This window comes from Streptococcus sp. NCTC 11567, from assembly GCF_902141215.1.
Classification (GTDB): domain Bacteria; phylum Bacillota; class Bacilli; order Lactobacillales; family Streptococcaceae; genus Streptococcus; species Streptococcus dysgalactiae.
In genome coordinates this window covers 1604207-1618832 of sequence record NZ_LR595857.1, presented here as the reverse complement: position 1 = coordinate 1618832, position 14626 = coordinate 1604207, and the positions used below count along the sequence as shown (strand labels likewise).

General features: G+C 39.7%; 14 protein-coding genes. 12 read left to right on the top strand and 2 right to left on the bottom strand.

The features are described 5' to 3' along the window. Positions 1-103 precede the first annotated feature (103 nt). From gmk to FQT67_RS07970, 12 genes are all read left to right on the top strand, one after another. Positions 104-736 carry a guanylate kinase gene (gene gmk, locus FQT67_RS08025; protein WP_046177468.1) on the top strand — a complete coding sequence of 211 codons (633 nt, stop codon included), beginning with the start codon at positions 104-106 and terminating at the stop codon, positions 734-736. A 15-nt stretch (positions 737-751) separates the two neighbouring features. Continuing rightward, positions 752-1069: a DNA-directed RNA polymerase subunit omega gene (gene rpoZ, locus FQT67_RS08020; protein ID WP_003056768.1), complete on the top strand. Its 318-nt coding sequence runs from the start codon at positions 752-754 to the stop codon at positions 1067-1069. A 63-nt stretch (positions 1070-1132) separates the two neighbouring features. Continuing rightward, entirely contained in the window at positions 1133-3517 is a 2385-nt protein-coding gene (locus FQT67_RS08015) for a primosomal protein N' (RefSeq protein ID WP_143936413.1), read from the top strand. A 64-nt stretch (positions 3518-3581) separates the two neighbouring features. Next, complete coding sequence (gene fmt, locus FQT67_RS08010; RefSeq protein ID WP_014612506.1) at positions 3582-4517, top strand: methionyl-tRNA formyltransferase; 936 nt, start codon at positions 3582-3584, stop codon at positions 4515-4517. Further along, the gene (gene rsmB, locus FQT67_RS08005) at positions 4507-5829 is read left to right on the top strand and encodes a 16S rRNA (cytosine(967)-C(5))-methyltransferase RsmB (RefSeq protein ID WP_041781656.1); all 1323 of its coding nucleotides are present in this window, start codon (positions 4507-4509) and stop codon (positions 5827-5829) included. The genes fmt and rsmB overlap by 11 nt, the downstream gene beginning before the upstream one ends. A gap of 37 nt (positions 5830-5866) precedes the next feature. Beyond that, positions 5867-6607: a Stp1/IreP family PP2C-type Ser/Thr phosphatase gene (locus FQT67_RS08000; protein ID WP_014612505.1), complete on the top strand. Its 741-nt coding sequence runs from the start codon at positions 5867-5869 to the stop codon at positions 6605-6607. Further along, positions 6604-8499: a Stk1 family PASTA domain-containing Ser/Thr kinase gene (gene pknB, locus FQT67_RS07995; protein ID WP_003052158.1), complete on the top strand. Its 1896-nt coding sequence runs from the start codon at positions 6604-6606 to the stop codon at positions 8497-8499. The genes FQT67_RS08000 and pknB overlap by 4 nt, the downstream gene beginning before the upstream one ends. Positions 8500-8624: 125 nt before the next feature. After that, a complete protein-coding gene (gene liaF / locus FQT67_RS07990; protein ID WP_046177467.1) occupies positions 8625-9317 on the top strand; it encodes a cell wall-active antibiotics response protein LiaF in 693 nt (230 codons plus the stop codon). After that, positions 9314-10318 carry a sensor histidine kinase gene (locus FQT67_RS07985; protein WP_003061197.1) on the top strand — a complete coding sequence of 335 codons (1005 nt, stop codon included), beginning with the start codon at positions 9314-9316 and terminating at the stop codon, positions 10316-10318. Before liaF ends, FQT67_RS07985 begins: the two co-directional genes overlap by 4 nt. After that, complete coding sequence (locus FQT67_RS07980; protein WP_014612503.1) at positions 10311-10952, top strand: response regulator transcription factor; 642 nt, start codon at positions 10311-10313, stop codon at positions 10950-10952. Before FQT67_RS07985 ends, FQT67_RS07980 begins: the two co-directional genes overlap by 8 nt. Before the next feature lie 36 nt (positions 10953-10988). Next, positions 10989-12389 (top strand): bifunctional Cof-type HAD-IIB family hydrolase/peptidylprolyl isomerase, encoded by a 1401-nt coding sequence (locus tag FQT67_RS07975; RefSeq protein ID WP_046177466.1) that lies wholly within the window; start codon positions 10989-10991, stop codon positions 12387-12389. Next, positions 12389-12748, top strand: coding sequence for a S1 RNA-binding domain-containing protein (locus FQT67_RS07970; protein WP_003056775.1), 360 nt, complete (start codon positions 12389-12391; stop codon positions 12746-12748). The genes FQT67_RS07975 and FQT67_RS07970 overlap by 1 nt, the downstream gene beginning before the upstream one ends. 152 nt (positions 12749-12900) lie before the next feature. Here the strand turns inward: FQT67_RS07970 and cysK are convergent, their stop codons facing one another. Next, positions 12901-13836 (bottom strand): cysteine synthase A, encoded by a 936-nt coding sequence (cysK, locus tag FQT67_RS07965; protein ID WP_003062335.1) that lies wholly within the window; start codon positions 13834-13836, stop codon positions 12901-12903. Between the two features lie 103 nt (positions 13837-13939). After that, positions 13940-14578, bottom strand: coding sequence for a YigZ family protein (locus FQT67_RS07960; RefSeq protein WP_004230529.1), 639 nt, complete (start codon positions 14576-14578; stop codon positions 13940-13942). Positions 14579-14626: the final 48 nt, after the last annotated feature.

The following is a 14626-nucleotide window of genomic DNA, read 5'->3' as shown; positions in this document are numbered from 1 at the left end:
AGGAATTATCCTCTTTTTCTTTATGACTTGCCTTTGAAAATGTTCTTGAAAAAGACTAGCCTTTTTGATAAACTATTAAAAAGCAACTAATAAGGAGAATACAATGTCTGAACGCGGTTTGTTAATCGTCTTCTCTGGCCCATCAGGTGTGGGAAAAGGGACGGTGAGACAAGAAATTTTTTCAACGCCAGATCATAAATTTGAATATTCAGTTTCAATGACGACTCGTCCGCAAAGACCAGGTGAAGTTGATGGGGTTGATTATTTCTTCCGCACACGAGAAGAATTTGAAGAATTGATAAAAAATGGTCAAATGCTAGAGTATGCTGAATATGTTGGCAATTACTATGGCACCCCTTTAACTTATGTTAATGAGACTCTTGATAAGGGAGTTGATGTCTTTTTAGAAATTGAAGTCCAAGGGGCTCTTCAAGTGAAGTCCAAAGTGCCAGATGGTGTGTTTATCTTCCTAACCCCACCAGATTTAGATGAACTAGAAGATCGTTTAGTAGGACGTGGCACAGATAGCCAAGAAGTTATTGCGCAACGTATTGAAAGAGCTAAAGAAGAAATTGCCCTTATGCGTGAATATGATTACGCAGTGGTAAACGATGAAGTTCCTTTGGCGGCAGAGCGTGTGAAGCACATTATTGAGACGGAGCATTTCCGTGTTGAACGCGTTATTGGCCGTTATGACAAGATGATTAAAACGACAAAGACTTTCGATGATCGATAGAAAAGAGCAAATGTTATGATGTTAAAACCTTCCATTGACACTTTATTAGATAAAGTTCCATCCAAATACTCACTTGTGATTTTGCAAGCAAAACGCGCCCACGAATTAGAAGCAGGAGCAACTCCGACTCAAGGCTTTAAATCAGTCAAATCAACTCTTCAAGCCCTTGAAGAAATTGAGTCAGGAAATGTTGTTATTCATCCAGATCCTTCAGCAAAACGGGCAGCTGTTCGTGCAAAGATTGAAGCAGAACGCTTGGCAAAAGAAGAAGAAGAGCGTAAAATTAAAGAGCAAATTGCTAAAGAAAAAGAAGAAGAAGGAGAAAAAATCTAAGGTTGATAAAATCTTAGATTTTTTCATATTTCCCTAGGCAAATGGGACAGAAAGGAGAAGCAAATGGAAAAAGTAGCTCACGTGATTGTGGATATTCCTTTGATGCAAACGGACAAGCCATTTTCTTATGGTATTCCAAAAGAGTTAGTTTCTCTCGTGCAGCTTGGTTCTCGAGTGCATGTTCCTTTTGGAAAAGGGAATCGTTTGTTGCAAGGCTTTGTTATTGGTTTTGGCCAGGAGGATTCAACCTCTCTTAAACTGATTCAGACCGTTTTAGATCCTGAACCGGTTCTAAACCAAGAACAATTGACCCTTGCTGATCAGCTTCGAAAAACAGTTTTTTCTTATAAAATCACGCTCTTAAAAGCAATGATTCCTAATCTTCTCAACTCTAATTATGATAAAGAACTAAGGCCAGAGCCAGGTCTAGAAGAGGCTGATAGAGACTTTCTTTTTGAAGGAAAACCATCAGTCTTATATTCTACCTTAGGCCGCGAGAAGGAAAAAATAGCTCTTAAGGCTATACAAGCTGGGCATATTACTGTTAGTTATTTAGCCAAAGACAAGAAAAACCTAAAGACAGAAAAATATTATCACGTCGACTTAGACGCCTTAGCGGTACATCCCATCTCTAGTCGTGCCAAAAAGCGTCAATTATTAAAAGACTATCTGCTAACCCATACGAAGGAAGCTAAACTTGCAACGCTTTATCAAGACTTTTCTCGAGACGTGGTGGCTTACTTTGTGGCAAATAATTTAATTCGTATTGATGAGCGTCAAATTGATCGCAGTGAGCCCTATTTTGACCAAGTCAAACCGTCTTCTTTTTTAACCTTAAATGCACAGCAAGCGTCAGCTGTTACTGATATTGTTGAACAAATTGGTAAACCGAGTAAACCTTTCTTGATTGAAGGGATTACAGGTTCGGGTAAGACAGAAGTTTATCTTCATATCATCGAAGCAGTTTTAAAACAGGACAAGACAGCCATTGTTTTGGTGCCAGAGATTTCGTTGACTCCTCAAATGACCTCTCGTTTTATTTCTCGTTTCGGAAAGCAAGTGGCTATTATGCATTCAGGTTTATCAGATGGTGAAAAGTTTGACGAGTGGCGTAAGATAAAAACAGGGCAGGCTAAGGTTGTGGTTGGTGCCCGCTCTGCTATTTTCTCCCCGTTAGAACGTATTGGTGCAATTATTATCGATGAGGAGCATGAGTCAACTTACAAACAAGAAAGTAATCCACGATACCATGCCAGAGAGGTTGCCTTGCTCAGAGCCAAACATCATCAAGCAGTTGTGGTTATGGGTTCTGCTACGCCAAGTATTGAAAGCCGAGCCAGGGCTAGTAAGGGTGTCTATCATTTTATTCAATTAACGAAAAGAGCCAACCCTCTCGCTAAGATTCCAGAAGTCACAATTGTTGATTTTCGAGATTACCTTGGCCAGCAAACCATTAGTAACTTTACCCCTTACTTAATTGATAAGATTAAAGATCGCCTGGCCAAAAAAGAGCAGGTTGTCTTGATGTTAAATCGCCGTGGTTACTCTAGTTTTATCATGTGTCGGGACTGTAGCTATGTGGATAAGTGCCCTAATTGTGACATTTCCTTAACCCTTCACATGGATACCAAGAGCATGAATTGCCATTACTGTGGGTTTCAAAAAACTATCCCACGTGCTTGTCCTGAGTGCCGTAGTAATAGTATCCGCTATTATGGAACAGGGACGCAAAAAGCTTTCGACGAACTACAAGACGTTATTCCAGAAGCTAGGATATTACGGATGGATGTGGACACTACACGAAAAAAGGGAAGTCATGAGGCTATTTTAGATCGTTTTGGGAAGCATCAGGCAGATATTTTATTAGGCACTCAGATGATTGCCAAAGGGTTGGATTTTCCAAATGTAACGCTGGTTGGGGTACTAAATGCAGATACCTCCTTAAATTTGCCAGATTTTCGAGCGTCAGAAAAAACGTTTCAATTGTTAACACAGGTTGCTGGTCGGGCAGGCCGTGCCCATAAGCCAGGGGAAGTCTTGATTCAAACTTATAATCCCGATCACTATGCTATTCAATTAGCTAAGAAACAAGATTTTGAAGCCTTTTACCGTTATGAAATGGCGATTCGCCGTCAGATGGCTTATCCCCCTTATTATTTTACTGTGGGGATTACACTTTCCCATCACACAGAAGAAGATGTGGTCAAAAAAGCTTACCAAGTGATGGGGCTTCTTAAAGAAGGGTTGTCAGAAAATATTAGGATATTAGGGCCAACTCCGAAACCCATTGCCCGGACGCATAACCTATACCACTATCAGATTATCTTGAAGTACCGCTTTGAAGACCGTTTAGAAGACACGCTCAATCGCCTTCTTGACTGGAGTCAAGAAGCTGGCAATCGGGATCTAAAAGTAATTATTGACCATGAACCACAACAGTTTATGTAAGCGAGCTACGACTGGCTCATTGGATGAACGTGTTATAATGACAAAAAGACAAAAGAGGATATTAATGACAAAATTATTATTTATGGGGACTCCCCAATTTTCAGCCACTGTATTGAAAGGTCTACTGGAAAATCCTAACTATGAGATTTTAGCGGTTGTGACACAGCCAGACCGTTCTGTTGGCAGAAAAAAAGAAATCAAAATGACTCCTGTCAAAGAATTGGCACTTGCCTATGATTTGCCTGTTTATCAACCTAATAAATTATCAGGTTCGCAAGAATTGGCAGAACTCATGAGCCTCGGGGCTGACGGCATTGTCACAGCAGCTTTTGGACAATTTTTACCGACTAAGCTATTGGATGCTGTTTCGTTCGCTATCAACGTCCATGCTTCCTTGTTACCGAAGTACCGTGGTGGAGCACCTATTCACTATGCCATCATGAATGGGGAAAAAGAAGCTGGAGTTACCATCATGGAAATGGTTAAAGAGATGGATGCTGGTGATATGGTGGCTAAAGCAAGTACGCCAATTCTTGAAACCGATAATGTGGGGACTCTATTTGAAAAATTAGCTCTTGTCGGCCGTGACCTCTTGTTGGATAGTTTGCCAGGTTACCTTTCTGGCGAACTAAAACCTATTCCTCAAGACCACAGCCAAGCGACATTTTCACCCAACATCTCACCAGAGCAAGAACAACTTGATTGGACGAAACCTGCTCGGGAGGTCTTTAACCACATCCGGGGGATGAGCCCTTGGCCAGTAGCGCATACCTTTTTATACGGTCAACGTTTTAAAATTTATGAAGCTCAATTAGCTGAAGGGGAAGGACAACCAGGAGAAATTATTGCCAAAACAAAACATATGTTAGTGGTAGCTGCTGGTCAAGGAGCCCTGTCATTGCTGGTTGTGCAACCTGCGGGGAAACCTAAAATGGCTATTGCAGATTTCTTAAATGGCCTTGGTAGAAAACTTGAAGTGGGTGATTTCATTGGCAGATAATTGGAAAATAAGTATTCGAGGAAAAGCACTTCTAACCTTAGAACATATTTTTGATCAGGGAGCTTACACAAACATAGCGCTTAATCAGCAGCTAAGCAATAAAGCTTTATCTACCAAGGACAGGGCTCTATTAACTGAGATTGTATATGGTACCGTTTCACGTAAAATTAGCTTGGAATGGTATTTAGCCCATTATGTCAAAGACCGAGATAAATTGGACAAATGGGTTTATTATCTCCTTATGCTCAGTCTTTATCAACTGATTTATTTAGATAAGTTACCAGCGCATGCTATTGTTAACGATGCGGTTGGTATTGCCAAAAATCGTGGCAATAAAAAAGGTGCAGAGAAGTTTGTCAATGCTATTTTACGTCAATTCACCAGCCATCCTCTCCCAGATATGGGAACAATTAAGCGTCGAAATAAGTATTATTCGGTCAAGTATTCACTGCCTGTTTGGTTGGTTAAAAAGTTAGAAGATCAATTTGGTTCTGACAGATCAGTGGCCATCATGGAAAGTTTATTTGTGCGTAGTAAGGCTAGTATTCGCGTGACAGACCCTTTGAAGTTAGAGAAAATTGCTGAAGATTTAGATGCCGAGCGTTCCCTTTTATCAGCAACTGGTTTAACCAAAGCGTCAGGTCATTTTGCAGCCAGTGATTATTTTGCAAATGGGGATATCACCATTCAAGATGAAAGCAGTCAGCTCGTGGCCCCTACTTTAAGCATTGACGGTGACGAGATAATTCTTGATGCGTGTAGCGCTCCAGGGGGCAAGACCTCTCATATAGCATCTTACTTAAAAACAGGTAAAGTTATTGCCTTAGATCTCTATGATCATAAACTAGAGTTGGTGAAGGAAAATGCTAATCGCTTAGGGGTTGCTGATAACATTGAGACAAGAAAACTAGATGCCAGAGAGGTTCATCGTCATTTTGAAAAGGATAGCTTTGATAAGATTTTGGTGGATGCTCCTTGCTCAGGAATTGGTTTGATTCGTCGAAAACCCGATATCAAATATAATAAAGAAAGTCAAGATTTCAATGCTCTGCAAGCTATCCAGCTAGAGATATTGTCTAGTGTTTGTCAAACCTTGCGTAAAGGTGGTATAATAACATACAGTACTTGCACTATTTTTGATGAGGAGAATCGTCAAGTCATCGAAGCATTTTTACAAAGTCATCCTAATTTTGAACAAGTAAAACTGAACCATACACAAGCAGATATTGTCAAGGATGGTTATCTTATTATCACACCAGAACAATACCAGACTGATGGCTTCTTTATTGGACAAGTCAGACGAGTCTTGTAGTATTTTAGGAGGAAACTGACTGAGTCAGAAAAAACGTATGAAGATTTCATTAAAAACAGACATTGGGCAAAAACGCTCAAACAATCAAGATTTTATCAACAAGTTTGATAATAAAAAAGGCATCACCCTATTAGTGTTAGCAGACGGTATGGGCGGTCATAGAGCTGGTAATATCGCTAGCGAGATGACAGTTACAGATCTTGGTAGGGAATGGGTCAAAACAGACTTTACAGAATTAAGTGAGATTAGAGATTGGTTGTTAACCACTATTGAGTCAGAAAATCAGCGCATTTACGACTTAGGACAATCCGAAGATTTTAAAGGGATGGGAACAACCGTTGAAGCAGTTGCTTTGGTTGAATCTAACGCTATTTATGCTCATATTGGCGACTCACGAATTGGTCTTGTTCATGATGGGCATTATACCTTATTGACCAGTGATCATTCTTTGGTGAATGAATTGGTTAAGGCAGGTCAAATCACAGAAGAAGAAGCCGCTAGCCACCCACAAAAAAATATCATCACTCAATCTATCGGTCAAGCTGCTCCAGTAGAACCTGACCTAGGAATCAAGGTTCTAGAAAAAGGTGATTACCTTGTGATTAACAGCGATGGTTTGACCAATATGATTTCCAATGATGAGATTGTCGATATCTTAGGTCGTGAACTCAGCCTTGATGAGAAAAATCAAGAAATGATTAACTTGGCTAACCTAAGAGGGGGTCTAGATAATATCACTATCGCTTTGGTTCACAACGAAAGTGAGGACATGGAATGATTCAGATTGGCAAGTTATTTGCTGGTCGTTATCGCATTCTAAAATCTATTGGCCGCGGTGGTATGGCGGATGTTTATTTAGCAAATGATCTAATCTTGGATAATGAAGACGTTGCAATCAAGGTTTTACGTACCAATTATCAGACAGATCAGGTAGCGGTTGCCCGTTTCCAACGGGAAGCGCGTGCCATGGCTGAGTTAAACCATCCTAATATTGTTGCCATCCGGGATATAGGTGAAGAAGACGGACAGCAATTTTTAGTAATGGAATACGTAGATGGCGCTGACTTAAAGAAGTATATTCAAGATCATGCTCCTCTATCCAATAATGAAGTGGTCAGAATCATGGAAGAGGTGCTTTCTGCCATGACATTAGCTCACCAGAAAGGGATTGTTCATAGAGATTTAAAACCTCAAAACATTCTTTTAACTAAAAATGGTGTGGTTAAGGTAACTGACTTTGGGATTGCCGTTGCTTTTGCGGAAACGAGTTTGACTCAAACCAACTCTATGTTGGGAAGCGTCCATTACCTATCGCCTGAGCAGGCTCGCGGCTCAAAAGCGACCATTCAAAGTGATATTTATGCGATGGGAATTATGCTCTTTGAAATGTTGACAGGACATATCCCTTATGATGGCGATAGTGCTGTTACCATTGCTTTGCAACATTTCCAAAAGCCTCTTCCGTCTATTATTGACGAAAACCACAATGTACCGCAAGCTTTAGAGAATGTGGTTATCCGAGCAACAGCTAAGAAATTAAGCGATCGTTACGGATCAACCTTTGAAATGAGTCGTGATCTGATGACGGCTCTCAGTTATAACCGGAGTCGTGAACGGAAAGTTATTTTTGATGATGTGGAAAGCACAAAACCTCTCCCTAAAGTAACACCGGCACCAGTAACGACGCCAAAAGTAGCTCCAACTCCTGTTACGTCCACAACTGAAAGTCGTTTAGAACACACTAATCAGATGGATACGCTCCAGAAACCACAAAAAAAGAAGCGAAATGGTCGTTTCTTGGGTACTTTGTTAAAAATCCTCTTTTCTCTTTTTATTGTAGGTGTGGCTCTCTTCACTTACTTGGTGCTAACAAAACCTACCTCAGTAAAAGTTCCTAACGTGACAGGTGTCAGTCTTAAAGTTGCAAAGCAGGAACTGCAAGATTTAGGCTTGAAAGTTGGTAAGGTGAGACAGATTGAAAGTGATACTGTTGCGGAAGGGAATGTTGTCCGAACGGATCCACCAACGGGAACAGCCAAGCGCAAGGGTTCAGCTATCACAGTTTACTTGTCAATTGGTAATAAAGGGTTTGAGATGGAAAACTACAAAGGGATTGATTATCAAGAAGCCATGGCTAGCTTGATGGAAACTTACGGTGTTCCTAAATCGAAGATTAAGATTGAACGAATCGTGACCAATGAATACACGGAAAATACTGTTATTAGCCAATCTCCGAGTGCAGGGGATAAATTTAATCCTAATGGGAAATCTAAAATTACTCTTAGTGTTGCCGTGAGTGACACAGTCATTATGCCTATGGTAACAGAATATACCTATGCTGATGCAGTAAATACTTTGACAGCATTAGGTATTGAAGCTTCAAGGATTAAAGCTTATGCTCCAAGCTCAAGTTCAGCAACAGGTTTTGTTCAGGTTAATTCTCCAAGTTCAAAAGCTATTGTCAGTGGTCAAACCCCTTATTACGGTACCACATTGAGCCTCTCTGAAAAAGGTGAGATAAGCCTTTACCTTTACCCAGAAGAAACGCATTCTTCAAGTAGTTCAACCAGTTCTGAGGCAAGTTCTAGCAGTTCCTCAACAAATGATGGAACGGGAACAAGTAGTAATACTGAATTAAGCCCATCGGAATCAACTGGTCAAACCCCATAAAACCAAAGAATAGTTAGTTTCATGCTAAAATAGCATTAAGCTGGCTATTCTTTTTTGTGAGTTACCGTGTAAAGGTGCATTTTCAGTTCTTTTTTGATAAAATACAAGGAAATGAGAGGGGTCTAATGAAAAAATTTCAATTTTTTTTACTTGTTGAATGTTTGCTCTTAGCAATGGGAATTATGACCATTTTGGACAACGATTTATCAAGTTTTATTCTAATTTTAGTATTGATTCTATTGGCTTTACGTTTCTACAATCAAGATAGCCGCAATAATTTTCTTTTAACAGTGAGTTTATTGCTCCTTTTCTTAATTTTTATGCTGAATCCTTATATTATCTTGGCTGTTTTACTGGGGATTATTTACGTTTTTATTAATCATTTTTCTCAGGTTAAAAAGAAAAATCGCTTTGCCTTGATTCGTTTTAAGGAAGAAAAGATTGATGTGGACAACACCAAGCATCAGTGGATTGGTGCAGCTAACTATGAAAGTGATTATTATTCCTTTGATGATATTAACATTATTCGCATCTCAGGCAACGACATTATTGACTTAACTAATGTTATTGTAACAGGTATGGATAATATTATCGTGATTCGTAAAATTTTTGGAAATACCAAAATTTTAGTTCCAATTGATGTAGCTGTTACCTTGAATGTTAGCTCAATATATGGCAGTGTTGATTTTTTTGAGTGTCAGCAATATGATCTTCGTAATGAATCTATCAAGCTAAGAGAAGTAGAGAATCAGCAACTAAAGAAGGTAAAAATTGTAGTCACCACGATTGCAGGAAACGTTGAGGTGGATAGACGATGAAAAAACGTTACTATGCACTTGTTTGGCTCTATTCTACCATCACTATCCTATCCATCGTTTTTGTGGTTATGGACAACTTAGGTATCACGTTTGCTTACCTTCGCAGTCACTTGTGGCAGGTTGAACGGCTAGGGTTTTCTATTTTGTTATTAATTGTTTCAGTGACCCTCTTGTTGCTCTTGTTATGGATTATTTTAGACGATAATAGCAAACGCACGATTAATCAAAATTTGAAACGCATTCTCAATAATCAGCGCATTCATTTAGAGGAAACTTCTGAAATTAACACCAATTTAAGCAGACTTTCTGAGAAGATGTCTCATATGACAACTAACATGCAGAAAAAAGAAAGTGCTTATATTATTGATAGCCAAGAAATTGTTCAGCAGGAACGTAAGCGGATTGCTAGGGATTTACACGATACGGTTAGTCAAGAATTGTTTGCCTCTTCGCTGATTCTATCCGGTGTTTCCATGAGTTTAGAGCAACTGGATAAGGAACAACTGCAAACTCAGCTGGTGACTGTCGAAGCCATGTTGCAAAATGCTCAAAATGATTTACGGATTTTACTCTTGCATCTAAGACCCACAGAATTAGCCAATCGCACCCTATCTGAGGGCCTCCATATGATTCTCAAAGAATTAACCGATAAAAGCAACATTGAAGTCATCTACAAAGAAAATATCGGCGAATTACCGAGGGCGATGGAAGATAATCTTTTTCGAATTGCGCAAGAATTTATCAGCAATACCTTAAAACACGCCAAGGCAAGCCGTATAGAAGTTTACCTTAATCAGACACCAAGTGAGTTGCAACTGAAGATGCTTGACAATGGAATTGGATTTGATATGGATGAGGTAAGAGATTTAAGTTATGGCTTAAAAAATATTGAGGATCGAGTAGATGATTTAGCAGGAACGATGCATTTAATTAGCCAAAAAGGCAAAGGAGTATCTATGGATATTCGATTACCAATAGTGAGGGGAGATGACGATGAGTAACATAAGAGTGATACTAGTGGATGATCATGAAATGGTCCGTATGGGACTTAAAAGTTTTTTGAATTTACAACCAGATATCGACGTTATTGGCGAAGCTTCTAATGGACGTGAGGGAGTTGAGTTGGCCTTAGCCTTAAAACCAGATGTGCTGGTTATGGATTTGGTGATGCCAGAATTAGGTGGGGTTGAGGCGACTTTGGAAATCCTCGATAAGTGGAAAGATGCCAAAGTATTGGTCTTGACCTCTTATTTGGACAATGAGAAAATTTACCCTGTCATTGATGCTGGTGCTAAAGGTTACATGTTAAAGACTTCTAGTGCAGCCGAAATTCTAAATGCTATTCGGAAAGTTTCAAAAGGTGAATTGGCCATTGAAACAGAGGTAGACAAAAAAATTAAAGCGCATGACCAACACCCGGATTTGCATGAAGAGCTAACCGCGCGCGAGTATGATATTTTACATCTTTTAGCTAAAGGGTATGATAATCAAACTATAGCGGATGAACTTTTCATCTCCTTGAAAACCGTCAAAACACATGTGTCCAATATTCTAGCCAAGTTAGAAGTTGATGACCGAACTCAAGCTGTTGTATACGCTTTCCGACACCATTTAGTCCCCCAAGATGATAATTAGTGCTATAATATATGGGATAGCAAATTGGAGGAATGTATGGACGCAAAATTAAAATACAAAGCTAAAAAAATCAAGATGGTGTTCTTTGATATCGATGACACCTTGAGGGTTAAAGATACGGGCTATATGCCTGAGTCGATTCAAAGAGTATTTAAGGCTTTGAAAGCTAAAGGGATCTTGGTTGGCATTGCTTCAGGTCGCGCTCGTTATGGTGTTCCACAAGAAGTTCAAGATTTACATGCTGACTATTGCGTCAAATTAAATGGTGCTTATGTCAAAGATGATGCTAAAAATATTATTTTCCAAGCTCCGATTCCAGCAGATGTTGTTGTAGCCTATAAAAAATGGGCAGATGAGATGGGGATTTACTATGGAATGGCAGGGCGTCATGAAGCAGTGTTATCCACCCGAAATGATATGATTAGCAATGCTATTGATAATGTCTACGCTCAACTAGAGGTCTGTCCGGATTATAATGAGTATCATGATGTTTACCAGATGTGGACTTTCGAGGACAAGGGAGATGGCTTGCAGTTGCCTGCTGAATTAGCAGAGCACCTTCGTTTGGTCAGATGGCACGATAACTCATCAGATGTTGTCTTGAAAGGTACGTCAAAAGCGCTAGGTGTTTCAAAAGTAGTTGACCATTTAGGATTAAAACCTGAAAACATTTTGGTTTTTGGAGATGAACTCAATGACCTAGAGTTATTTGACTATGCTGGTATCAGTATTGCAATGGGAGTATCACATCCATTACTGCAAGAAAAAGCAGATTTTATCACAAAAAAAGTTGAAGAAGATGGCATTTTATATGCCTTGGAGGAATTAGGATTGATTGACAAAGAATTACAGTTTCCACAATTGGATTTGCCAAACCATAAAGGACCAAAAGCAACCATTAAAACAAACCATGGCGATATGACCCTGGTCTTGTTCCCAGATCATGCTCCTAAAACAGTAGCCAATTTCTTAGGTTTGGCTAAAGAAGGGTACTATGATGGGATTATCTTCCACCGTATTATTCCTGAATTTATGATTCAAGGGGGCGATCCAACAGGAACAGGAATGGGTGGACAATCCATCTATGGTGAAAGTTTTGAAGATGAATTTTCGGATGAACTCTATAATCTCCGTGGGGCCTTGTCGATGGCTAATGCGGGACCAAATACTAACGGCAGTCAGTTCTTTATTGTTCAAAATAGTAAGATTCCTTATGCCAAAAAAGAACTAGAACGTGGTGGTTGGCCGGTTCCAATTGCAGCTTCTTACGCTGCAAATGGTGGAACTCCTCACCTTGATCGTCGTCATACGGTCTTTGGTCAGCTTGTGGACGAAACTTCGTTCCAAGTTTTGGATTTGATTGCTGGCGTTGAAACTGGCGCACAGGATAAACCTAAAGAAGACGTTATCATTGAAACAATCGAGGTATTTGACTAATGAAAATTGGTGACAAACTGCATGGCACCATCACTGGGATTAAACCATACGGAGCCTTTGTTGCCCTTGAAAATGGGACAACAGGTCTCATTCATATTTCAGAAATAAAGACAGGTTTCATTGATAATATCAATCAGTTATTGACAATCGGGGATAAGGTACTGGTTCAGGTTGTTGATGTGGATGAATTTACCCACAAGGCAAGTCTATCTCTCAGAACCCTTGAAGAAGATAAACACCATGTTGCTCATCGTCATCGCTTTTCCAATAGTCGGCACAAGATTGGCTTTAAGCCACTTGAAGAGCAATTACCGCAGTGGATTAAAGAAAGCTTGCAGTATTTAAAAAAAGAACACTAAAAAAGAGTTTGGAATGTAATCGTTCCAGACTCTTTTTTCGTTATTCTTACAATCAGAAGTTTACGGTCAGGGTTCTCTTCCCAAGAAAATAAAATCCTTCCTTGGATAGTTGCTATCTCTGGGAAAATGGCAGAGCAATTACGTAACTATTGTTACGGCATTGATGGTTCATTATAAAGTTCAGTTGATAAATAGCGTTCCCCATTATCAGGTAAAATGGTCAAGACCTGTTTGCCTTTTCCTAATTGTTTAGCGACTTCAATAGCAGCATAAAGAGCAGCACCAGAAGAAATACCCACTAAAAATCCTTCCTTAGCACCTGTTAATCGAGCAGTTGCTAGAGCATCTTCAGACTTAACGCGAATAATCTGATCATAGGCTTTGGTATCTAAGGTATCGGGGATAAACCCTGCTGAAATGCCTTGGATTTTATGTGGGCCAGGTTCTTGACCAGATAGGACAGCAGACTCCTCAGCTTCAACAGCATAGATAGCAGTAGTAGGGCTCGCCATTTTTAGAGTATGTGAAACGCCAGAAACAGTTCCACCAGTACCAACACCAGCAACAAAGGCATCTATTTTGGTTTCACCAAAAGCTTCTAAGATCTCTTGACCTGTTGTTTTCTCATGAATAGCTGGGTTGGCAGGATTATTGAATTGCATAGGCATCCAAGCACCTAATTCTGTCGCTAAAGTTTCAGCTTTAGCAATAGCACCTTTCATCCCCTCTGTTCCAGGTGTTAGCATAAGTTCTGCCCCATAAGCTTGGATAATCTGACGTCTTTCCACACTCATGGTCTCAGGCATGACAATAATAACATGATATCCTTTAGCAGCCCCCACCCAAGCAAGACCAATTCCTGTGTTTCCGCTTGTTGGCTCAATAATGGTATCTCCTGGTTGAATCCTTCCTTCAGCTTCAGCCGCCTCAATCATCGCTAAAGCAATGCGATCTTTAACTGAAGAACCTGGGTTAAAGGATTCTAGTTTGACATAAACATCGGCTGCGTCTTCAGGCACCAAGTGGTTAAGTTTCACAATAGGTGTTTGTCCAACTAATTCAGTTATATTATGGTAAATGGCTGTCATAGAATTTCCTCATTTCTCTATCATCATAGTCTAGTTCAAGTATAAGAGGATACTAGTCCAAAGTAAAATACAGATTTACTATCACTCTGATAATAAAGTTCTATCACTCTTTCATGATAGGAACTTCAATAATCTTTGGGTCAATTGTTGTGAACTGAACCTTACCGTGGTAATAATCTGTCAAGATAGCCAGGATTTCTTCTTCGCGTTCCGGATCAAAATAGATAGCGGTTGTGATGGTGTCTGAAAACAGGGTCTCAGTCTCCATTAAAGCTACTTGTTCGAGAAATTGAGCATAGGTTTGGTATTGGGGATAAGTCAAGGTTACCTCAAGCCCGGCTTGTTTCTTGACGTCAACAATTCCAAGTTCTTTAATAGCAGCAGCAGTAACGCCGGAATAAGCTCGAATCAGTCCCCCTGTTCCTAATTTGATACCACCAAAATAACGAGTGACAACAACAACTAAATTGGTTAGACCTTGCTTTTCTAAAACGGAAAGCATTGGGATACCGGCCGTGCCAGAAGGTTCGCCGTCATCACTAGAACGTTTGATTTGACTCTTATCACCAATAATCATCGCAGAGCAAGAATGATTAGCCTTGTAATGTTCTTTCTTGATTGCTATAATAAAGGCTTTGCCTTCTTCTTCCGTAGTGATACGTTTTATCTGACAAATAAAGCGAGATTTTTTGACCTCTTCTTCAAAAAGACCATTGTCTTTGATTGTTTTGTAGTTTTCCATAAGAAAATTTTACAAGAAAAGGTCAAAATTAGCAAAGAAAGTCGAATA